Genomic DNA, 23,111 nt, shown 5'->3' on the forward strand with positions numbered 1-23,111 from the left:
TTATTGTACCATATCCTCCACGATATCATCAGGCAAATATTTTCTAATTGTCTTTTCAAGCAACTGACCATCTATAGGCTTTGAAAAATATCCGGTAAATCCCTTTGATAGGTAGAACTCCTCGCCTCCAGCTTCTGTATTAGCTGTGATTGCAAACACTGGCAAATCCGGATATCTATCCCTGATTTTAGCCATAGTTTCAACACCATCCATGCCTTCCATAAAGTGGTCAAGTAACACCACATTGAAGTTGGTAGATTTTAATTTGTCTAGGCATTCCTCACCTGAGCGAGCTGTGGATATAAACATTTTAGTCGATGTCAAAAGTCCCTTGATTACAGCAAGATTCATGGAATTATCATCAACCACCAGAACTGCTCCATCCGGTGCAATAAATTGTGGCTTGTAAGAACCAGTCTTATATTCTTCCTTTTGTTCAACAAATCTACCGATTGGTGTGGCATCCACAACCTTTTGGTAAACAATAAGTGTAAACTCAGAGCCTTCGCCGTATACACTGGTGCATTTCAAGTCACCTTTCATAAGCTTTGTAAACTGGCGTGATATATCAAGGCCAAGACCTGCTCCTTGTATTCCACTATTTTCTTCCTCGTCCAGTCGCTCAAAGGCCTCGAATACCTTGGAAATATCTTCCTTTTTAATTCCAATTCCAGTATCCTTTACTGCAAATTTAATGATGCAGCTATCTCCATCCAAATCCTCTAGTCCCACCTTAAAGGTAACACTTCCCTTTTTGGTGTACTTTACAGCGTTAGAAAGGAGGTTCAAATTAATCTGTTTTAACTTTCCAATATCTCCATACAAGCCTCTTGGCAACCTATCATCTACATCAATATTGAAAAGCAATCCCTTTTGATCACACCTTGTACGTATCATTTTTATCATGTTACGAATTTCTTCCTCCAGATTGTAATCCTGTTCAACAAGATGTATCTTTCCAGATTCGATTCGTGACATATCAAGTACATCATCGATTAACTTCAAAAGTGATTCTGATGCAGACTTAATGCCAGAAGCATAATTCATCATTGCCCTGTGATAAGAGGCAGGTATATCGCTAGCATCCTCACGCATCATCATTTCATCCATACCCATAATGGTATTGATAGGGGTTCTAATTTCATGAGACATATTGGCAAGGAATCGGGACTTAACAGAGTTTGCTTTCTCCACTTCCGCCTTGGCAGCCTGAATTTCTCTATACTGTCTGCGAATAACAGTCCCTGTCATGACTCTCCATACCAAAAGGCCTACCACTATTGCAATAAGAGCAACTATAAGAACCCTAAACACCATTAGCTCTGTAAGCTTTGGCTGTTTTTCAATTAAAAAGACTTCATCCTGATATAAAGTACCATTGCTCTCATCTAGAACCTGAATATGAAGCTTGTAATCTCCGTATTTGAGGCCTGTATACTCAAGGGCTGACATATCTGATTGATTGGCTGTTATACCTGAATCCTCATTCCCTTCAAGATACATATGTATCAATGGGTTGGACAGATTGTAATTAACAATAGATGCATTAATCTGAATACGTCCATCTGTGGCTGGAATCACATAGGTACCATTTTCATCAGGTTTAATCTCCTTATCATCCACCACTATACTTTTTACTGCCACTTTAATTCTTCCTGTATGGTGGGAGAAATTATTAATATATACTTTGTTTACGCCGCTTCGACCTGCTATATACAGATTTCCACCATCCAACTCACTAAATGAATTTCCTGTTGGAACACTTGTAAGACCTGTATCACTATTGTAGAATCTGTATTCAAAAGTTTCCTTCTGAATCATGTCATTTGCATTGGCGCAATATATTCCGTTTGAGGCTAAAACCCATGCATTATCCTCTAAATCTAAATAAATATCAAAGTTATTTGAATAAGGGAAATTCTTGATTTCGTATACAACTCCATCCTTCATATATTGGATTGAATTTGAAGTAATAATCCAATATATGCCTCGCTTCTCATCCCTTTTTATTCGAAGAATTACATCAGAGGTAAGGCCATCTTCCCTGGTAATCTTTTTTGCCTTACCATCAACCACACTATACATGCCACCGCCATCGGTGCCCACAAGTATTTCTCCGTCGAATCCCTCTTCTACTGTGAGAATAACGATATTGTCCATACCGTTTTCCTCTGTTATGGTCTTCTCCAGCTGGCCCATTCTCATAATTGCAACACCTTTATTGGTACCAATTATAACTCGGCCGTCAGCTGCAAGAATTCCACATCGAACTCCATCGCTAATAAAGCCATTTTCTTCATTGAAATTAGTAATGACTCCATCTTTGGAATAATGAACTAGTCCCTTTGCATTGTTATAGCAACAAATCCAAAGGTCATCCCAATAATCTCTTAAAATGCAGCGGATTCTTGTATCTCCAATATATTCAGTCAGCTCATTTTCTACAGGCTCCATTCGTTTGATATCAATTATTCGAAGCCCCTTGTCTGTGCCAACATATAGGTTATCCCTGTATAAGCATGTGGCGTTAACAACCTCAGGCTCAATGCCAGCCATGTCAGTTATGTCTTGGAAATTGTTTGTCACAATCTTAGCCACGCCCTGCCTTGTGGATACTAGCCAGAGATTTCCTTGATAGTCAGACTCAACCATCTCAATGGAACTGTCTATTGGCAAATGCTCCACCAATCTATACTTGCCTCTTGGATCAAAATACCCTACCTTGTCGTCAGCAATTGCCCAAATAGTCTCACATTCTCTAGAAATCCAACTTACATTAAGAGCAGGTGACACATCCATTTCTACATTCACGTCAAAAGTATTTCCATCTGCGCCAAAAAAGCCAGCATATACTTTTCCTTGGTCGTTACCTACGTATATATAGTCATCAGTACTATCTTCTGCATAGACAGAAGTAATCTTTCCTATACCAAGACTTTCTCCAGCATTAAATGAAACTAATTTTTTATCTTTTATTAAGAACAACTCTCCATTTTTAGTGGCACCTACAATCTGGCCTTGTCTGGTACAGTAGATTCTATTGATATAGCAATTTTTAAGGTCCTCATCCTCCATAACTTTAATGGTGCCATCTTCTAAATAGCAAATACCACCAGTTGTTGCTATATAGATAATCCCATTTTTATCCTCTGCAAAGCCACGAATTGAAGATGAAGGAAGTCCATCTTTATATGTGTAACGTTTAATATCTTCCCCAGATATTACAGCTACACCATTATCATTTGTTCCTACCCAGATTTTGCCTGATTTATCTTCAAAAAGAGTCTTTCCACTAGTAAGTCCCTTTGAAGAATCCATTCTCACAAAATTGGTTCCATCATATCTGATAATGCCGCTATAACTTCCTATCCAAATATAGCCATCTTTATCTGCCAAAATGCAACTGGCATCTGATGTTGGCATTCCATTGTTTGCATCATATAGCTGTGCTGCATAACCTTCCCCAAATATTTGCTTAGATGCCGCATATCCGCCACCAAAACGAGACGCCGTTTCAGTCTCAGGGATGTCATCAGCAAAAGCAACAAAGCTGCCCATGGTAAGTCCCATGGCCAGCGCAAATGCCCCTATATATTTAGCAAACTTTTTATTCATCATATGAATCCCCCTTTAGCCCCTCTTACGTCAGTCCTCTTGATATCTTCTAAGTACTAACCTAACCTCTTCTTCTGCCTCTGCAAATACTTCTACGCACTTTGGATCAAAATGAGTCCCTGATTCCTGCTTGATAATATCGATAGCCTCTTCAAAAGGCATTGCTTCCTTGTATATACGCTTTGAAGTAAGAGCATCGAACACATCTGCCACTGCCATTACTCTAGCTGAAAGTGGAATCACCTGGCCCTTTAGACCTTCTGGATATCCATTTCCATCCCACCACTCATGGTGATATGCAGCCATGTTCCTAGCCTCTTTTAGGTAGTTTTCACCCTTAACTGTATTAATCGCCTTCTCCATAATGTTCTTGCCAGCCGTTGTGTGAGTCTTCATAATCTCATACTCATCAGGAGTAAGCTTGCCTGGCTTATTTAATACAGTATCTGAAATGTTTATTTTTCCAATATCGTGAAGTGGCGCAGACATTACTACATCATTCATGAATTTTGGAGTGAGCTTACCTTCATAGTAGCCCTTTTTCTTAAGTCCCTCTAGGATAATCCTTACGTAGTCTGCAGTCTTTTGAATGTGATAACCTGTGTCAGAATCACGATTCTCCACCATGTCAGCCATGGTCACAATAAGACCATTTTGCATCTGGTTAATAGTCTGGTTCTGATAGCGAATGTCATTGACCTGCTCAGCAGTATCCTCCGTCATCTTACAAAGAGCATTGTAAAGATTTTCTAGCTCGTCATCTGTTTTAATCTTAAGTCTCTTGATTTTCTTAACATTGTCCTGAAGAACAGCCTGATTATCCATTTCATACATAAAACTATTGGTACAATCAACCATAGCATTAATAGGATGAACAAGATAATATCTGGAAACCCATAGGCCGATAGCCAATATTACAGCTAAATAGCCTGTAAAAATCAGAACAATTCTAATCAAATACTCCTTGATGAAATCGGAAATAATATCCATAGATACATCTGCTCTCACATAGCATTTCGTAACACCATCTGCATCTTCAACTGGATGCATGATAGTATTTTGCCAGCCAAATGTTTGACCAGACTGGATATCCTCAATTTCCTCTCCCGCCAAAAGTCTATCAATATATGGAACAAATGCCTCATCAAAAGGAATCACCTTTCCAAAGGCATCCTCAGTTTCTTCCAAATCATTTACATCAAATACAACCTGTAATCCATCTTCCCTAATAATGTAGACGTATAAATGCTTAATTCCAGGATAGTTATTTTTAACAGCAGTAAGGCGCAGCTTTGTCTCAACATAGCCCTTAGACTCCTGTCCTCGCTTAGAAAATTCTTCGATTCTGTTTACATCTATTTCAGTTGCCGCTAGGCGCACAGCTCCATGAGCATTTAAAGTATATTCCTTTTTAGTATGTTCAAAATAAATGCTCATACTAATCAGTACCATGACAATAGTAATAGCTACCGCTGCTCCCACAAGAAGTCTGGTAAATCTTCTCTGAAGCTTTCCGCTTTTCTTGCTTAATGCCCCATATTTTCTCATTGTCTCCCTAGAAAGAGGCCTCTGCTTCCAACCGAGATTTCTAAGTGTGTTTATCTTTTTAACTGGAATGAATTTGACAACTGAAAGTACCACAAAAACAGCAATACCCTTGTCAACAATATTTAAGCCTGAATTTAAAAGGAAAAAGTTAAAATAGTAATTAGTTCCAATAGAAGAAGTAAGCAGATCACATGCATCTGAAACTGATGCAAACTCAGGCTTACCAAGAAGCAACAATTGAATACTTGCTCCAAGAACGCCTCCAAGAAGACCAATTAGAAATGTAAATTTGATTATGTTAGAAATTTTTTTATTATCTCTATCTGTACTATAGTATGAAGAAATAATAGCTATAAACATGCTAATTAAGGTATAGTACATAGCCATACCATCAAAAATGACGCAAAAAAGATTTGTAAACACTGCCACAATCAAAGCTGGTAGAGTGCCTGCTATAAAGGCAACTCCAATAGTCCCTATAACATCTAAATAAATGGGAAAATTGAGTCTAGAAGCCAAGAATGCAAAAACAACGTTTACAAGAATACCACCTGCAATGGTGGCAATCATCATAAGCCTAGCCTTTGAAATTTTACTCATTATTTATAGCCCCTACTATTTAATCATATAAATTATAGCAAACCCCTTGCCATCAATTGTGAATAAACAGTTACTATTCATAATTATGGCCTGCCATAATCTATTGTATTCTCACAACAAAATTGTAATTGCAATGCACACATCCCTATTATATCAAAAAAAGACGACCAGTTAACCGGTCGTCTAAAAAATTTTTAATTTTTAAATGAATGGATAGGAGCTGGAATACGTCCCTCTCTGTTAACAAAGTCTGCGCAAGAGAACTTATTAACTGGCATGATTGGTGCATAACCAAATAATCCACCAAACTCTACTGTATCACCAACAGTCTTGCCAATTACTGGAATAAGTCTTGCAGCTGTAGTCTTCTGATTAACCATACCAAGTGCCATCTCATCAGCAATCATACCTGAAATTGTAGTTGCTGGAGTATCACCAGGAATAGCAATCATATCAAGTCCTACTGAGCAAACACAAGTCATAGCCTCAAGCTTCTCAAGTGTGATTGCACCAGCCTCAACAGAATTAATCATACCCTGATCCTCTGAAACAGGAATGAAAGCACCTGAAAGACCACCTACATAAGAGCTAGCCATAACTCCGCCCTTCTTAACCTGATCATTAAGCATAGCAAGAGCAGCTGTAGTACCTGGAGCACCTGCATACTCAAGACCGATTTCACATAAAATATCTGCTACCGAATCTCCGATTGCTGGAGTAGGTGCAAGGGAAAGATCAATAATACCAAATGGAATACCAAGACGCTTAGATGCTTCCTGAGCAACAAGCTGTCCAACACGTGTTACCTTGAAAGCAGTCTTCTTGATTGTCTCGCAGAGAACCTCAAAATTCTCTCCTCTAACCTTTTCAAGAGCCTTCTTAACAACACCTGGGCCTGAAACACCAACATTTATAATAGCATCTGCTTCAGTAACACCGTGGAATGCACCAGCCATAAATGGATTGTCGTCTGGAGCATTACAGAATACAACAAGCTTCATACAGTCAACAGAATCTCTGTCCTTTGAACGATCTGCAACCTGAAGAAGAATGTCTCCCATGAGACGAACAGCATCCATGTTGATACCTGTCTTAGTAGAAGCTAAATTAACTGAACTACAAACTCTCTCAGTCTCGCAAAGAGCCTGTGGAATTGAACGAATAAGCATCTCATCTGCTGTAGTCATACCCTTTGAAACAAGAGCAGAGTAACCACCGATAAGATTAGCTCCAACAGCCTCAGCTGCCTTATCAAGAGTATGTGCAAGTGTAACGAAATCCTCTGGCTTCTTGCAAGCAGCACCACCAATAAGAGCAATAGGAGTAACTGAAATACGGCGGTTAACAATAGGAATACCGTAGTCTCTTTCGATTTCCTTAGCTACCTTATCCAAATCCTTAGCTACAGTAGTGATGCGGTTATATACATTTTCATTAACCTTCTTAAGATCTGAGTCAATGCACTCAAGAAGGCTTATACCAATGGTGATTGTGCGGACATCAAGAGTCTGCTCCTCCACCATCTTATTAGTCTCAATTACCTCTTTTAAAGTTACCATGAAAATTTACTCCTTATAGTGAATACGGGAAAGTTGCACCCATGTAAATTAAATACGGTGCATTTCGTCGAAGATTGCCTGCTTCTGTGCCTTTACCTGAACTCCGATTTCGTTGCCAAGGCTCTCTAAATCCTTCTGAATATCTCCAAAATTCTTTGTAGCTTTTTCAATATCAACAATCATCATCATGTTGAAGAATCCCTGAACAATTGTCTGTGTAATATCAAGTACATTCACACCATTTTCAGCCAAATAAGTACAAATACGAGCAATGATACCTACAGTATCCTTACCAACTACAGTAATAATAACTTTGTTTTCCATTTTTTTCCCTTTCTATACTACGTTGGTTACGATAACAATCCTTGACCTACTTGTCAGTTACGGCAACAAGCCTTAGTATTTCTCCGGTCATCTAAAACGATTCCCTTGAGAAATCTAAGAGCTTGCTACCTACTGACGAGGTCAACAATTGTTATCTACCAACTTACTCACATAGTTACATATTATACGATTACGCGTTCGGATACCTCCGAGCGTGATGCGACGGTGATATCGAAATCTGAGCCTGAATATGGTGTCGCCTTGTCCATGGTAACCTCAAGGCGAACTGTCTCATAAGCTAAATCAGGGTAATTATTTTCATGGCTGAGATGCCCTAAAAATATATGCTTAATATTGTCATGAAGCACCTGACTAAGCAACTGACCACTGGCTTCATTTGAAAGATGTCCGTATTTTCCAAGGATTCGTTGCTTGAGCGGATATGGGTAAGCCCCCACCTCAAGCATATGAATATCGTGATTTGCTTCCAAAAGCATAGCATCCAGATTTGTTAAATTTTCAACAATATAGCCATCATAATAACCTAAGTCAGTGCAGACTGCAACCTTAGATTTAGTATTTTCTATACGATATGCAACTGGATCTGCAGCATCATGGCTAATCTTAAAAGGGTGAATATTTAGACTACCTATAGAGAAATCCTCATCAGCCTTGATAACATGAAAAAGTGTGTCATCAATAGCTCCGAGGCTTTTCATAGAACGTATTGCCCTAATGGTACCAGCAGTTGCATAGATTGGAATGTGATATTTTCTGGAAATCACTCCAAGCCCTGCCACATGGTCAGAGTGCTCATGGGTGACAAGTAGCCCCGCCATATCAGCTGTGGTGTAATCATATTGATTCATACCTGCCTCAATGCGCTTTCCAGAAATTCCAGCGTCTATCATTACATGAGTGCTGTCATCTCCAACACAAATACAATTTCCGCTGCTACCACTTGCAATACTAAAAAAATCCATTACCTAAAATCCTTTGTTTTATAAAGAAGACCATCTGATTTCCACTTCATCATTTTCCTGAAGTGTGTCAGAGTATCCACATTTTTGTCCATTAATCATAGTGATTAGTGAACGACCATTGCTCTCGCTTGGGTCAAAATCAATTACATTATATATATCTACGAAGATGTACTCCTTTTTGCCCTTAAGAGTTACCTTTTTGCCGTTGATTGTAACAGGCATATCAAGAAGCTCGTCTTTCATCTTAGTGTGTACATCTGAGACTGTCTCAGGCTCTGTTGGAACAAAGTCCTCTGGAAGACCCTCACCTTCTTCTGCCTCGTAGTCTCCAAAGGCAACTGGAGTAGTTGTAGTCCAATCGATAACGAAATTCTCATATACAAGAGAATCCAAGCTAGATGGACGGTTGTTAACCAAAATCTCGTAACGCTCATCCACATTAACATCCATAAACTCAGCCAACTGGCCTACTGTGTAGAATGGACGAGTCTCAATAACATCTCCCTCTTTTACCGAGTATGTAGGTGGCTCCATAGAACCATTAACCTCAACAAACTTAGGACACTTAACTCTGTGACCGCACACTGTAAAGTAGAGATACTCAGTTGTGAACTCAGCCAAATCAGCTATTGTTCCATTGCCTCCTGCTCCAACGGTAGATGGAGTAAGCTCAATATCACAATTGAACTCAAGAGGTGTATTGATGCCAACTGGCTTGCCGTTCATCTTGACAACTGCTGACTCCCCTTCTGTACCGCGAATCATTCGAGATACGCCATTGACTGTGAAATTAATCTCTCGACCACGACGTGGGAAAAGCTGCTCAGCAGAAAATCCTGCCTGCATAGCAGCATCCACAATTGTAAGCTGTCCATTATCATAGAGCTTCATCATCTCTCCATTGAAGTGAATCATGATGAAGTTGTTCTTGGTCTCAAAGTAATTCAAGCAGATTCCGATTGGTGTAACAAGAAGAGAATCCTTTTTAATATCATCCTGCTCAAAAATGATATTTTTCATAACCTCTTCTCCTCGAAGAGCCACACGCTCGCTAACTATCTTAAGCTCATCAGCAAGAGCATCTGTAAATCCATGAATCTTGCCGCCACCGCCTACTACGAATGCTGCTGAAACTGACTTGTCGCCATTGAGCTCCTTAATTTTAGCAGCAACCTCTGCAGCGATCTTTTTCATGATTGGGTCTGTAAGCTTCCAAACATCCTCTGATTTAATAGTGTGAGAAATGCCCATGATATCCTCATAAGTAATATCTCCCCCCTCAGTTGATGCACGCTTTATTGTCTCCGCTGTGGCGAAGTCAACAAGGAACTCGTGTACAAGCACCTCAGTAAGCTCGTCTCCAGCCATAGGAATCATACCATAAGCAATAATGCTGCCGTCCTTAGTCACACAGATATCAGATGTACCTGCTCCCACATCAATAAGAGCAATATTAAGCATTCTGAAATTCTGTGGAATAGCCACATTAATAGCTGCAATAGGCTCCAGTGTAAGGTTGGCAACTGAAAGTCCAGCCTTGCCAACTGCAGAATAAAGACCATCTACAACATCCTCAGGAAGGAAGGTAACAATAATATCCTCTCCGATAACATCAGCCTTGTGATCCTCAAGAGATGAGAATGGGTCTCCATTTAAATAGTATTTAACAGTAGAATATCCAACGCAGAAAAACTTGTATTTATTGTCTTCATCGCCCTTAATCTCCTTGCCGGCCTGCTCAATGCCAAGCATATCAAGGGTATGTAAATCCTCTCCAGTAACAACTGTCTCTTCAGGAAACTCAAGTTCCACGTGAGTTGTAATTGTACGAAGTACACGACCAGCGGCAGCTATACATACTTCCGAAAGAGTAAGACCTGTCTGCTCCTGAAGCTCCTTTTTAACCTCTTCACAAGTAGCTCCTACTCTGCCGATATCATGAATCTGACCATCAAGCATAGCTCTGGTATCATGTTCTTTAAGATTCTGGGCAATTACGTGAAATTCCTCGCCATCTAAATATCCTACAGTACCAATAACATTTCTAGTACCAATATCTAGACCAAAAACGATATCTTTCTTCTCCATAAACTTAGTCCCCTTTAGACTTAATATATTTTCTAAGCTGCTCTAATGTCTCCTGTGGGCTACCACTATTGTCGATGACAAAATCGCAATTAGCTCTAAAACTTTCATCGCTTCGCTGACATGCAATCATATTTGCAATGCGTTCCTTAGAGTACCCTCTGGATTCCATAAGACGCTTTTCTCTGATTTCAACGGTGGCAAAAACATACCACATCTCATCCACAAGTTTACCATAACCACATTCTATGAGCAATGCAGCCTCAAAGAAAAAGTACTCTATATTGTGCCTGTGCCGCTCACATTCTACCTGATTTAGTACTTCAGCCTCAACAGCGGGATGAACAATAGAATTGACCTGCTGTCTTAAGTCATTATCCTCAAACATAAACCTAGCCATCTTAGGTCTGTCTATTTGACCCTGAGCATCTAAAATGCTCTCCGGCCAGCCCAGTGCCACAACTCTGTCAAAGCACTGGTGTCCTGGTGTCATAAGCTGGGCCGCCACCTCATCAGCCAGCAGTACCTTGCAGTTGAAATTTTCCTTAAGAAGGGTAAGCACTGTGCTCTTGCCAGCACCTACGCCTCCGGTTATACCTATAAAATACATACATTACTCCTGCATACGGGAAAGCTAGGCCCATGCAAATTGCCTGCGGCAATGGGCCTGCTGTGGCAAGCGTTTCTGCAATCAAGTTGCAGAAATCACTTGCTTTTAATGAGCCTCCAGCCAGTTAGAGCCTTCGTTCATATCTATCTCTAATTTAACAGAAAGCTCAGCTGCATTTTCCATCTCTTCTCTAATAACAGATTCCACTTTTTCCTGCTCGTCGATATATGTTTCAACTAGAAGTTCATCGTGAACCTGAAGCAAGAGCTTGGACTTAAGTCCCTCTGCCAAAAGTCTGTCATGAACCTTGACCATGGCGATTTTGATAATGTCAGCTGCAGTTCCCTGAATAGGAGAATTCATAGCCACTCTCTCACCAAACTGTCTGTTCATAAAATTAGATGAGTTAAGCTCTGGAACAGGACGACGTCTTCCATATAGTGTAACTGCATAGCCCTTTTCCTTGGCACTTGACTTGAGTCCTTCAAGGAATGTATGCATCTTAGGGTATGCCTTAAGATAATTATCTATATATTCCTGTGCCTCTTTGCGCCCAACTCCAATATCCTTAGCAAGACCAAATGCGCTGATACCGTACACTATTCCAAAATTAACAGCCTTGGCGCTGCGGCGCTGTAAGTCAGTAACCTGATCAAATGGAGTGTTAAATACAAGTGATGCAGTAGAACGATGAATATCCTGCCCTGCCTTAAAAGCTCCGATAAGATTGTCATCCCCTGACATATGTGCAAGCACTCTAAGCTCAATCTGCGAATAATCCGCATCTAAGAACACGCATCCATCCTTTGGATAAAATACTCTTCTGATTTCCTTGCCAAGCTCCATTCTAATAGGGATATTTTGAAGGTTTGGCTCGATAGAACTGATGCGTCCTGTGGCAGTAACTGTCTGCATAAAAGTAGAGTGAACTCTGCCATCTTCGCCAACACATGGCTGCAATCCATCTGCGTATGTGCTCTTAAGTTTGGCAAGCTGTCTATACTCTAGGATGCTACCAATGATTGGGTTGGCAGGAGCCAGCTCCTCAAGCACATCTGCTGCAGTAGAATAACCAGTCTTGGTCTTCTTGCCCCCCTCTATTCCCATTTTCTCAAACAAAACCACACCAAGCTGCTTAGGAGAATTAATGTTAAATTCCTCACCAGCCTGGGCGTATATATCCTTTTCAAGCTCCTCTATTCTGGTGGAAAGCTTCTGGCTGAACTGAGCCAACGCTTCCTTGTCCATGGCGATACCCTGAATCTCCATATCAAAAAGAGTATAGAGAAGTGGCATCTCGATATCTGTAAATATATGTCCCATGCCAGCTGCTTCGATCTCTGCCATCACCTTTTCAAAGGCCCCATATGCAACGTAAGCCTCGTAGCAAGCATATGTGGTAACAGCCTCAAGTAAGCTATCATCTAAAAGAGCGTCCTTCAGCTTTTTCTTGCCAAATAAATCAGCTGCCGCTGGAATGATAATCCCAAGCATCTCATTTGCTACATCATCAGCTGTGTATTCCTTTTTAGTAGGATTAAGAAGGTAAGCTGCAACTGAAACATCAACTGCATTAGGGAAAATCTGGGACTTACCGCCCTTTTCCATAACTGCCTTTTTCTCATCATCTGACAAAATATTAGTAATCAGGTGCATTACATTTTTCAAATCCCAAAAGCACAGTCTCACACCGGCCTTGCAAATTTCCATTAACTTGTGGCACAGATAATCTGCAGAAATAAATCCCTGACATTCTACGTAAACAGTGCTCTCTCCGTCAGAAAGTGCTGCTCCGCGAATCACCTTATCATCCCCTGCCATAATGCTGGCACCGATAAAGGCCTTACCTGTCTTTTTAATATCCTCAAAGAATGTCTCTACTTCTGAGAAATCATTGACACGCTTAAAGCTATCAGCAGTGTTGTCTGTAACACTTGCGGTATCTGTATTTTCAAATCTAGGAAGAAGCTTTTTAAGCTCATATCTCTTACAGAGCAAATATGCCTCTTCGGTAAATAGATTGCCAAGCTTTGTAGAGCCCTCTTCTAATTCTATTGGAGCGTTGAGATTGATAGTGGCAAGCTCCTTGGAAAGAACTGCTGTATCCCACTGCTCTATAAAATTATCAACCACCTTAGCCTTTTTCATCTCTGAAACATGGGCGTGGCACTCTTCGATAGAGCCATACTGAGCAATCCACTTAAAGGCTGTCTTCTCACCAATACCTGCAACTCCCGGAATATTATCAGATGAATCTCCCATAAGAGCCTTTACGTCTATGTATTGCTTTGGAGTAACTCCGTAAGCTTGCTCAAAATCCTTAGCAAAATAGTTCTCTATTTCTGTACCTGTCTTTTTGGTCTTTGGGATAGAAATCTTTATTTTGTCTGTGGCAAGCTGGAGCAAGTCTCTATCTCCAGAGACAATTGTCACATCCATGCCCTTTTCCTGACCTATGCGAGAAAGTGTACCTAGGATATCATCAGCCTCCCAGCCTTCCATTGTAATTACAGGAACTCCCATAGCCTTGAGAATCTCCTGAATACGAGGCACCTGCTCTCTAAGTTCAGGGTCCATAGGCTTTCTTGTTCCCTTGTAGGCGTCGTACATCTTGTGTCTAAATGTAGGCGCATGTACATCAAAGGCAACAGCAAAATTATCTGGCTGCTCATCCTCGATAAATTTAAACATCATATTAAGAAAACCAAAAATGGCGCCGGTGTGTTCTCCGGCGCTATTTGTTAAGTCTGGTAATCCATAATAAGCTCTATTTAAGATGCTGTGACCATCCATTAAAAGTAACTTCATATCATCATCCTCTATAAACCATGTTCGTTACAGCTAAAAGCTGCTTTATATATCTCTAGTCTCACTAACCAACCATGCATATTCCTCATCAGTAAGGTATGGCTTAAGAGTATCACGAACCATGGCATGGTAATCGTTGAGAGTCTTCTTCTCTGCCTCTGTCATCATCTCAGGTATAACTGGATCAAGATCGATTGGGCAATATGTGATTGCCTCAAAGTGACGGAAGTCGCCGTACTCTGTAGTCTCACCAGCCACGCAAAGAAGCTCATTTTCAATTCGGATGCCAAATCCATCCTCTATATAAAGACCTGGCTCATCTGTTGTAATCATACCTGGCACAAGCTCTGCAGCATTCTGTCCCTTTGGTACTCTCCAACGGAAATTATTAGGTCCCTCGTGAACATTTAAAATATGTCCAACACCATGGCCTGTACCACAGCGATAATCAAGTCCCATATCCCAAACAGGTCCACGTGAAAGCACATCCAAGTTGGCTCCTGTAACACCCTTAGGAAAATTAGCAGCAAGAAGTCTCAAATGGCAACGAAGCACTACAGTATAGTACTCTTTCATCTGCTGAGTAAGTGGTCCAAGAGCAATTGTACGAGTGATATCAGTAGTACCCTCAAGGTAGTGTGCTCCTGAATCAACAAGTAAGAATCCCTCTGGCTTAAGAGTAGCCTCTGAGCCTGGCTTAGCACTATAGTGCATCATAGCAGCATTGCCGCCATAGGCAGAGATTGTACCAAATGAAAGATCCAGGAAATTCTCCTGCTCTCTTCTTCTAGCTTCATAATAATCAGAAGCAGTAATCTCTGTCATTGGCACCTTGCCAATATTTTCCTTTATATATTTAATTGCCTTTGTGCAGGCAACGCCATCCTTAATATGAGCTATTTTAGTATTCTTAATCTCTGTCTCATTCTTAATAGCACGCATAAGCTCAGATGGGTTCTTGCCATCGATGATTTTAGCTGAGCCCTTAAGCTCCTTGACAATGTTGTAATTAATAAGGCTCTCATCCAGAAGAACTCTTCTGTCAGCCATATCAGCACTCTGCATATAGTGATATACCATATTGTAAGGATAGAGCTTGACGCTATTGTCATTGAGATAACTCATAACCTCCTCAGGCCAGTTAGTTGTGTCTGTAAAGAGAATTACACTATCGTCTGTAATAAGAAGGAAAGACAAAAATACAGGAACATTTTCAATGTCATTTCCTCTGATATTTAAAATGTATGCTATATCATAAAGGCTTGAAATAAGGTGTGCATCAGCCTTTTTCTTTTTCATCTTGTCTCGGATGCGGTATATCTTAGCCTGCATGCTCTCTCCTGAGTACTCATCCTCAAGCACCCAAGTAGTAGCCTTTGGAAGTTCTGGTCTGTCCTCCCAAATGATATTTACCAAATCCTCTGTTGTAAAAAGTGTACCCTGCTTTTCAGTTGCAATATCATAATACTTAGCTGCATTTTTAGCAGAAACACATCTGCCGTCAAATCCAAGGCAACCCGCCTCTTCAAAATGTTTTTCGATGAATTCATCTATTTCTGGAACACCTGGCTCACCGATTCTCTCAAGAATAATCTCTGAATCAGCTATCTGCTTGGCAGCCTGAACGAAATAACGTCCATCAACCCAAAGGTGTGCCTCTGTCTTAGTTATAATTGCTGTGCCAGCAGAACCTGTAAATCCTGTAATAAAGCTGCGAGCCTTAAAATGCTCTCCAACATATTCTGAAGAATGGAAGTCATCTGTAGGGATAAGGTACATATCAATCCCCCTTCCACTCATTAATTCTCTGAGCTTTGCAATTTTCTCGTTAGTTGTCATTTTCTGTTTTGTTCCCCTCTGAAAGTTTGTCGAAGAAATACTTGCCCTCCTCTGAAAGGTCCTCATATTTCCAATCTAATGTACTCTGGCAATCTGCGCTAATGAGAGCTGAGCCCTCGTCCTTATTGGAAAGATTCCAGATACATGATGATAATTTATACTCGTCTATAAGGTCATACCATTTTTTTGCTTCCTTAGTGTCAACACTTCCGTTGCCATCTGCAGACACAAGTCCATACTCGGAAATGAACACTGGAAGGCCTGCCTCAAGGGCGCTCTCCAGCTCCGCTCTAGCATCATCCTTGTGGCTTGCTGCATAGAAATGATATGTATACATGATATTTTTGAAATTAAGCGGATCATCCTGAACTGACTCTAAATCGCTAGACCACTCAGGTGTGCCCACCAAAATAACAGCATCAGAATCTACGTTTCTGATTACTGGAATAACTTCCTTAGCGTATGATTTAATATCTGACCATGTAGTATCACCATTAGGCTCGTTGCAGATTTCGTATATTACATTGTCATTACCCTTATATTTGCGAACCATCTCGCCAAAGAACTGTATAGACTCTGCCTTGTATGTGTTAGGATTCTCATCGTTTAATGTATGCCAATCAATGATTACATACATATCATTCTCTGTAGCAGCATCAACTGCGCTACAAATTTTGTCCATCAAATCCTTTTGATTGTCACTGCCACCAACACAGTATCCGTTGTAATCGCTAGTATACATAGCAAGACGGATAACATTGATTCCAAAATTGTTTCTAAGGCTTGCAATAGTCTCAGATGTAGCAAACTCAGGGAACCAATTGATTCCGTGGGTACTGATACCAGTAAGCTGTACTTCCTTGCCATGTGAGTCTACAAGCTTGCCATCTGATACAGAAAGTGCACCGTAATAGTCCATTTTCACACCAGTATTAGCAATGCCATCCTCTGAAAGCAATGAATCAAAATCAACATCCTGCTCTTCTTCAGTGGTCTCTGGCTCCTCTACAGTAGTCTCAGGCTCTGGCTTAGTCTCCTCTGTCTCTACACTAGGCTTAACCTCTGGCTTCTCCTCCACTACTACTTCCTCAGGTTCTGATACTGTCTCTTCCTTAGAGAAAGCGATGGTATTATCAGCAGAGGTAACATTCTTAATCTGCCAAGGATATGAAACTATCCCCTTGTAATAACAAACTCCAAAAATGCCACCTACTATAGCTATGGAAAAAATCACTGCAAATATAAATGCACCAAATTTCTTTTTCTTAGAAACCATAACAACCTCCACATCAAATGATTCAAGTCAAAATTTTAGTCGAAAGTAATCTCAGCCTCTCCGCCGTGTGAATACTGAATGTAATCGTAAAGTCTAGAACTTGTAAGTAAATCTAATGCCTCAAGATCAAAATCATAATCTGCAAAATCAACTTCTTCTATAAACTTATCTAACTCCTCGTTGCTGAGGGAATTAACATAATCTTTGATTTCTACAATTGTTTTTCCTGTTAAATCGTACATATTAAAACCTCTTTCTATTTAAAAAATTAAAAAATATCTCAGTAAAGATTATAGTACATTCCACCTATTAAAAAAAGGATGTTTTTGTTGTGAATACTATTGTCTTGTGTTATCATATATGATAACTTAATAATATAAAACTGAGGTATGCCATGAAGAATCGATATTCAGATGGAGTTGTCACGCCCCAGGCATTAGCGGCTCGTAATTCCATCGCTAAGGAGCTTCGTGACACCCGCCACCAGCTTAATATGACTCAGTCAGCACTGGCTGACATAGCCGGCACCAAAAAGTCCAATATCTCCCGTATGGAGAGCGGCAAATACAATCCATCCCTGGATTTTCTGGTGAAGGTTGCCAATTCAATGGGGAAAAAAATAGACATTCATTTAAACTAAAGGACAGGACATATGAATAAGAAGCCAAAACTTTCAAAGAATATCGGAAATGATGTGGTCCTTTGTAGAACCACTAATAGAATCGTATCTAACAGAACCTCTGAGTTGCTTTTAGAGCAGTCAGTTGCTTTCACTAAGTCATGGCGCAGGGTTCCTTTCTTTAGACGCAGAATTTACAATGGAGCAAGCCGAGTCTGCATTATCTCCATCAATAGGACTCAGTACTCTAGAGCCCGTCGTATCTTGGACCTTCTTGAGGAGCGAGACTACAACAGACTTAAGCTCAACGTAATTTAATACTAGCATAAGTAAAAAAGAGTGATGAAAACATCACTCTTTTTCTTTAGGCTATGCTTAATGATTTCTTTTGCAATACAGTAATATTTGATGAACCCAATTTATCTGAAGCTGGCATGCTTACGATCTTGAGAGTGTTTCGCGCAACAAACACTGTCTTGATACCACTCAGAAGCAAGTCCTCAGCTTTTCTGTACAAATCTTCTGGTCCTGTGCATGTAATGATCTCACCTACTGTCATTCTCGTGCCTCCCCTATTCAATTAATAAGCCCTACTTTTGTTACATGTCCGTCTAAGACGACTTTTTACCCTACATTTATTATGTCGTCACGAACATGTTTTATATTACCCTCTAGGCCCTGAAAAGTCCACTTTTTAATTGTGAACTTTTCGTGATTTTTTCGCGGGTTTGAGTCATATTTCTCAAATGTGAATTTAAGTTTTGCTTTAGCGCTTTAATACATCAAATTGCAAACACTTTAAAGTGTCGGTATAATTTAAACCGATATTTAAAAATAAAGGAGAGTATATGACATGAATGAGGAATTCAAACCTTATATTCCTGCCAGTGAAATAACACCAGAGATGACACCTACATCTATAATCATGGGTATCCTCTTAGCCGTTATCTTCGGTGCAGCGAATGCTTATTTGGGACTTCGTGTAGGTATGACAGTATCTGCATCTATCCCAGCAGCCGTTATTTCAATGGCGGTTATCCGTGTTATCATGAGAAAGGATTCAATCCTTGAGAGTAACATGGTACAGACAGTCGGTTCAGCCGGCGAGTCACTTGCAGCTGGTGCAATCTTTACAATGCCAGCACTTTTCATTTGGGCAAAGGAAGGTGTAATGGACACTCCTTCACTTGTTACTATTACAGTAATCGCCCTCTTCGGTGGTTTACTTGGAGTATTCTTCATGGTACCACTTCGTAGCGCACTTATTGTACAGGAGCACGGTGTTCTTCCTTATCCAGAAGGAACAGCTTGTGCAGAGGTTCTTCTTGCCGGTGAGGAAGGTGGTTCTTCTGCTAAGGCAGTATTCCTTGGTATGGGAATCGGTGCTATTGTTAAATTCGTAGTTGATGGTCTCGTTGCTATCCAGAGCGTATTCACAGTTAAAATCGAGGCACTTAAGACAGAATTCTCAGCAGAGGTTTATCCTGCTCTTGTTTCTGTAGGTTATATCTGCGGACCTAAGATTTCTGCTTACATGTTTGCCGGTGGTATCCTTGGATGGTTCGTACTTATCCCAGCAATCGTTACATTCGGTGGTGACATCGTTATGTATCCTGCAAGCGTTTCAGTAGCTGAGCTTTATGCTACAAGCGGTGCTGCAGCAATCTGGTCTAACTACATCAAGTACATCGGTGCTGGTGCCGTTGCTTCAGCTGGTATCATCAGCTTGATCAAGACACTTCCACTTATTGTTAGAACTTTCGTAGCTTCTATCAAGAGCATCAAGACAGCTGGTCAGACTTCTAGCGAGCGTACAGCTCTTGATTTAGATATCCGCGTAGTACTTGGCGGAATCCTTTTACTTATCCTTGCAATCTGGCTTGTACCTGCAGTACCTGTTACATTAGTTGGTGCAATCATCATCGTAATCTTCGGTTTCTTCTTCAGTGCCGTAAGCTCACGTATGGTTGGTCTTGTAGGTAGCTCAAACAACCCAGTTTCAGGTATGACAATCGCTACTATCCTTATTGCAACAATCATCCTTAAGGTTCTTGGCGACACAGGCGTACACGGTATGCAGGGTGCTATCGCAATCGGTTCTGTTATCTGTATTGCAGCATGTATGGCTGGTGATACATCACAGGATTTAAAGACAGGTTACATCCTTGGTGCTACACCTAAGAAGCAGCAGATCGGTGAGATCTTCGGTACTATCGCAGCAGCTCTTGCAATCGGTGGTGTTATGATTCTTCTTGATTCAGCATATGGCTTTGGTTCAGATGCTCTTGCAGCTCCACAGGCTACAATGATGAAGATGATCATCGAAGGTGTTATGAACGGCAAGCTTCCATGGGCACTTATTTTCATCGGTGCATTTATTTCAATCGTTGTTGAAATCCTTGGTATTGCAGCACTTCCTGTTTCAATCGGTCTCTACCTTCCACTTGAGCTTTCTTCAACAATCATGATTGGTGGTCTCATCAGAAAGTTTGCTGACAAGAAGTTCGGTGCTCAGAACGATGAGTCAGGAAAGGGTATCCTCTTCTGCTCAGGTCTTATCGCTGGTGAGGGTATCGTAGGTGTATTACTTGCTATCCTTACAGTAACTGGTCTTACAGATGCTATGAACTTAAGCGCGGTAATTCCTACAGGAAATATCCCAGCACTTATTCTTATCATCCTTGTATCAGCAGCTGTTTTAAAGTCAGCAATGGGAAAAAAGAATGAAAAATAATAACAATTATTTAGATTTTGTATATGCTATAAAAGAAGACTTGTCCTGGTCCACAAATGAATCGGGACAGGTAGTTGTAGAAATGGAAAATAAGGGCTTTACCAATCGTATAGCTCAGAAGTTTTTCAAAAAGCCGGCTGTTAGCCATATCACTTTAGAAGGACTTGGAAGTTTTATCTTCTCTTCTATCGATGGCAAACGCAGCATCTATGACATAGGCCTTCTAGTCCACGATAAATTCGGTGATGAAGCAGAGCCTCTTTATGAGCGCCTCAGCACCTACATGAAGCGACTAGACCAGCTTAATTTCATACACAAAGTTGAATAGTTAAATAGGTAAGACCCTAGCAAGCGCTAGGGTCTTATTTTTAATAGTTGTTCACACAATATTAATTAATGCGCGTTAATCATGTTTATTCCAGCTTTCAAGCGTTCTAGTCCATCCATAAGAGTAGCTTTTGGACAGGCAACATTCATTCTAAGGAAGTATCTGCCGGCCTCACCGTATTCAATACCCTCGGTGATATATAATCCTGTTTCCTTTCTGATGAAATGAGCCACCTCATCGCTTGATTTGCCAAGTGATTTAATATCAATCCAAACTAGGTATGTCGCATCCCCCTTTACAACAGAAATACCAGGGATTTCCTTTGCCACATAATCCTCTACTATCTTTCTATTTTCAAATACATACTGACGCATCTCATCAAGCCAATCTGCCCCCTTAGTAAAGGCAGCAATTGTAGCAGTCTGCGCAAATACATTTGGCTCTGCAACCTCGTCAGTATTAAGTGCTCTCCATACCTTGTGTCTAAGGAAAGGATTAGCAGAAAAAACAGCTGATGTCTGAAGTCCGGCAATATTAAACGCCTTAGTAGGTGCAATGCAGGTAATACTGTTCATCGCGCAATCCTCAGATACTGATGCAAAAGGAATGTACTCAGTACCAGGGGCTGTAATATCGCAGTGAATCTCGTCTGAAACAACAACTACTCCGTATTTCTTGGCAAGCTCACCCACTTTTGCCAAAGTCTCTCTATCCCAGATTTTAGATGCTGGGTTCTGTGGGTTGCACAAAAACATAAGAGTAGCCTGTGGATTAGCCATCTTTTCCTCTAGGTCCTCAAAGTCCATTGAATACTCTCCATTCTCATATTTCAATGGATTCTCAAGAGGCTTACAGCCGTTATTTACAATGCTGTTAAAGAAAATATTGTAAACCGGCGTCTGTAGGATAACCTTTTCATTAGGTGTAGTAAGCTTTCTAACAATCGAAGAAAGAGATGGAATTACACCTGTGGAGAAAACCAGCCATTCCTTTTGGATTGTAAAATTATGGCGATTCTTCCACCAATTTTGATAAGCGCTATACCACTCTGGAACTAAATCAGAATAGCCAAAAACACCGTGCTCTATTTTTGCACTAAGAGCCTCTCTAATCTCAGGAGCAGCCTGAAAATCCATATCAGCCACCCACATAGGAAGCTCGTTTTCAGCCACATCCCACTTTAAAGAACCGCTGCCTCGTCTATCAATCTGCTTATCAAAATCGTATTTTCCCATATATATGCCTCCAGTTCTAGTTAGTTCGTCTCCATTCAACCACATCCTGCTTCTCGCCGATTGCATCACATGTAATCTTAGTATTAGATGGGTCTACCTGATCCTTTTCAACGATAAGTGTCTTAATCTCTGCCGCCTTAATCTCTCCGCTTTCTGGATTAAATACACTGTCTATTTTATTTGTTATCTCTGCATCAATATTCTTAGCATATTCAAATGCTAAAGTTGTATTAATCAACTTGCAGTTTTTCATTGTAATAGTATCAATATAGCAAAGTCCCTGGAGACTTTCGATTGTACAATTTACAAATGTAAGATTCTTTGAATTCCAACCTAAGTACTCACCACAGATATAAGAATCGTAAACAGTTACATTCTCTGCATTCCAGAATGAATCCTTAGAAAGTAAAACTGAATTTCTGATAGTGATATTTTTAGCACCATCAAAAGAATAATTACCGTCAAGTCTGAGGCCATCAACCTGAATATTCTCGGAGTTCATTGCAAAATAATGACCCTTGGCATTGACATTTTTAAGAGTAATATTTTTGCAATTCCAGAATGTCTCCTCCGCATTTGTAAGAGAAACATTATCGAGTGTTACTCCGTCACATCTGCGGAAATTCTTTGGTGCTGTAATAAGAGAGTCCTTAACTGTAATGTTATTGGTGTACCAAACTCCGGAACGTCCCATCTCAAGCCAATTACAGTTTTGAATCAGAACATTGTTAGAATACCAAACTGGGTATTTATATTTGAATTGAGAATTATATATCTCTACATTTTTGCTCTCCTTTAGTGGTGACTCACCCTCGTCAAAAATGCAGTCATATATCTTGGCGCCATCTACTGCAAAAAGCGCTCTTTCACCCTTAAAAAACTCTTCTCTATACTCTTTCATTTCCTTAATATAACCTCCAAAAAAGCTTTCTGGCCATGCCAGATTCC

Annotated in this window: 18 protein-coding genes; 4 read left to right on the top strand and 14 right to left on the bottom strand. The window is 40.4% G+C overall.

Going from position 1 to position 23,111, the window contains the following annotated elements; genetic code table 11:
• From BLP50_RS06040 to BLP50_RS06090, 11 genes are all read right to left on the bottom strand, one after another.
• Entirely contained in the window at window positions 1–3,618 is a 3,618-nt protein-coding gene (locus tag BLP50_RS06040) for a hybrid sensor histidine kinase/response regulator (RefSeq protein WP_090152546.1), read from the bottom strand.
• 27 nt (window positions 3,619–3,645) lie between these two features.
• Entirely contained in the window at window positions 3,646–5,763 is a 2,118-nt protein-coding gene (locus tag BLP50_RS06045) for an HD domain-containing phosphohydrolase (RefSeq protein WP_090152549.1), read from the bottom strand.
• Window positions 5,764–5,957: 194 nt separating this feature from the next.
• Window positions 5,958–7,322, bottom strand: a complete 1,365-nt coding sequence (locus BLP50_RS06050; protein WP_090152552.1) for a PFL family protein — start codon at window positions 7,320–7,322, stop codon at window positions 5,958–5,960.
• Between the two features lie 48 nt (window positions 7,323–7,370).
• Entirely contained in the window at window positions 7,371–7,646 is a 276-nt protein-coding gene (locus tag BLP50_RS06055) for an ACT domain-containing protein (protein ID WP_090152555.1), read from the bottom strand.
• Between the two features lie 182 nt (window positions 7,647–7,828).
• On the bottom strand, window positions 7,829–8,629 hold the full coding sequence (locus tag BLP50_RS06060; RefSeq protein WP_090152557.1) for an MBL fold metallo-hydrolase: 801 nt from the start codon (window positions 8,627–8,629) through the stop codon (window positions 7,829–7,831).
• 18 nt (window positions 8,630–8,647) lie between these two features.
• On the bottom strand, window positions 8,648–10,717 hold the full coding sequence (locus BLP50_RS06065) for a cell division FtsA domain-containing protein (protein WP_090152560.1): 2,070 nt from the start codon (window positions 10,715–10,717) through the stop codon (window positions 8,648–8,650).
• Window positions 10,718–10,721: 4 nt separating this feature from the next.
• Window positions 10,722–11,324 carry a dephospho-CoA kinase gene (gene coaE, locus BLP50_RS06070; RefSeq protein WP_090152563.1) on the bottom strand — a complete coding sequence of 201 codons (603 nt, stop codon included), beginning with the start codon at window positions 11,322–11,324 and terminating at the stop codon, window positions 10,722–10,724.
• Window positions 11,325–11,429: 105 nt separating this feature from the next.
• Window positions 11,430–14,132 carry a DNA polymerase I gene (polA, locus tag BLP50_RS06075; RefSeq protein ID WP_090152566.1) on the bottom strand — a complete coding sequence of 901 codons (2,703 nt, stop codon included), beginning with the start codon at window positions 14,130–14,132 and terminating at the stop codon, window positions 11,430–11,432.
• 45 nt (window positions 14,133–14,177) lie between these two features.
• The gene (locus tag BLP50_RS06080) at window positions 14,178–15,971 is read right to left on the bottom strand and encodes an aminopeptidase P family protein (protein WP_090152569.1); all 1,794 of its coding nucleotides are present in this window, start codon (window positions 15,969–15,971) and stop codon (window positions 14,178–14,180) included.
• Window positions 15,961–17,247, bottom strand: a complete 1,287-nt coding sequence (locus BLP50_RS06085) for a glycoside hydrolase family 5 protein (RefSeq protein WP_090152573.1) — start codon at window positions 17,245–17,247, stop codon at window positions 15,961–15,963. Before BLP50_RS06085 ends, BLP50_RS06080 begins: the two co-directional genes overlap by 11 nt.
• Before the next feature lie 35 nt (window positions 17,248–17,282).
• Complete coding sequence (locus BLP50_RS06090) at window positions 17,283–17,489, bottom strand: hypothetical protein (protein WP_090152576.1); 207 nt, start codon at window positions 17,487–17,489, stop codon at window positions 17,283–17,285.
• Between the two features lie 152 nt (window positions 17,490–17,641).
• Between BLP50_RS06090 and BLP50_RS06095 the strand changes: the two genes are divergently transcribed.
• Together BLP50_RS06095 and BLP50_RS06100 are read left to right on the top strand one after the other, a co-directional pair.
• The gene (locus BLP50_RS06095; RefSeq protein ID WP_090152578.1) at window positions 17,642–17,887 is read left to right on the top strand and encodes a helix-turn-helix domain-containing protein; all 246 of its coding nucleotides are present in this window, start codon (window positions 17,642–17,644) and stop codon (window positions 17,885–17,887) included.
• Window positions 17,888–17,899: 12 nt separating this feature from the next.
• The gene (locus BLP50_RS06100) at window positions 17,900–18,184 is read left to right on the top strand and encodes a hypothetical protein (protein ID WP_090152581.1); all 285 of its coding nucleotides are present in this window, start codon (window positions 17,900–17,902) and stop codon (window positions 18,182–18,184) included.
• Window positions 18,185–18,230: 46 nt separating this feature from the next.
• Here the strand turns inward: BLP50_RS06100 and BLP50_RS06105 are convergent, their stop codons facing one another.
• Entirely contained in the window at window positions 18,231–18,425 is a 195-nt protein-coding gene (locus tag BLP50_RS06105) for a hypothetical protein (RefSeq protein WP_090152584.1), read from the bottom strand.
• A 294-nt stretch (window positions 18,426–18,719) separates the two neighbouring features.
• Here BLP50_RS06105 and BLP50_RS06110 point away from each other — a divergent pair, with 294 nt between their 5' ends.
• Both BLP50_RS06110 and BLP50_RS06115 read left to right on the top strand, forming a co-directional pair.
• Complete coding sequence (locus tag BLP50_RS06110; protein WP_090152587.1) at window positions 18,720–20,600, top strand: OPT family oligopeptide transporter; 1,881 nt, start codon at window positions 18,720–18,722, stop codon at window positions 20,598–20,600.
• On the top strand, window positions 20,590–20,928 hold the full coding sequence (locus tag BLP50_RS06115; protein WP_090152590.1) for a PqqD family protein: 339 nt from the start codon (window positions 20,590–20,592) through the stop codon (window positions 20,926–20,928). The genes BLP50_RS06110 and BLP50_RS06115 overlap by 11 nt, the downstream gene beginning before the upstream one ends.
• A 65-nt stretch (window positions 20,929–20,993) precedes the next feature.
• Here BLP50_RS06115 and BLP50_RS06120 read toward each other — a convergent pair whose 3' ends face one another.
• Window positions 20,994–22,163 (bottom strand): MalY/PatB family protein, encoded by a 1,170-nt coding sequence (locus BLP50_RS06120; RefSeq protein ID WP_090152592.1) that lies wholly within the window; start codon window positions 22,161–22,163, stop codon window positions 20,994–20,996.
• Between the two features lie 16 nt (window positions 22,164–22,179).
• The gene (locus tag BLP50_RS06125) at window positions 22,180–23,064 is read right to left on the bottom strand and encodes a DUF3737 family protein (RefSeq protein ID WP_176753701.1); all 885 of its coding nucleotides are present in this window, start codon (window positions 23,062–23,064) and stop codon (window positions 22,180–22,182) included.
• Window positions 23,065–23,111: the final 47 nt, after the last annotated feature.

The organism is Pseudobutyrivibrio sp. AR14, assembly GCF_900101325.1.
Classification (GTDB): Bacteria; Bacillota; Clostridia; order Lachnospirales; family Lachnospiraceae; genus Pseudobutyrivibrio.